Source organism: Pedococcus sp. P1_H8 (genome assembly GCF_056405175.1).
In genome coordinates this window covers 1-394 of the sequence record NZ_JBFUCP010000360.1, presented here as the reverse complement: position 1 = coordinate 394, position 394 = coordinate 1, and the positions used below count along the sequence as shown (strand labels likewise).

The 394-nt window shown below is 65.9% G+C and carries 1 protein-coding gene; it reads right to left on the bottom strand.

Annotation, left to right across the window (positions count from 1 at the left end; genetic code table 11):
• Positions 1–394, bottom strand: a 394-nt coding sequence (locus AC1DYG_RS20370; protein WP_477641653.1) for an RtcB family protein, incomplete at both ends; no start/stop codon positions are given.

The following is a 394-nucleotide window of genomic DNA, read 5'->3' as shown; positions in this document are numbered from 1 at the left end:
CCTGCGACCAGCACCGTGCGGGGCGGATGACAGGCCCGGGCGGCTGCCCTTCCCGGAGACGACGTACGAGCGGGTGCCCATGCTTCMGGGAATGACGCCGCGGACGCCTTCGTGGGCGTTGATCGCTCCCTTCCGGGTGAGCCACACCTTCTCGCCGTAGTGCTCTTCCTGCTCTGTGTAGTTGTGGTGGCAGTTGATCCGCTCGTCCTCCACCACCTCGGCCCCGATCCACTCGCCGAAGACGTGAACGAAGCGGTCCATCATCTCGGCGCGGTTCAGGTAGGCGAACCGCTGCGCCCACCGCAACTCGCGGATGTACTCCCAGAACTCGGGGACGCCTTCAGGGAGGTACGCGAGGTCACGGTTCGGCAGGTCGATGTGCCATGTCTTGCAC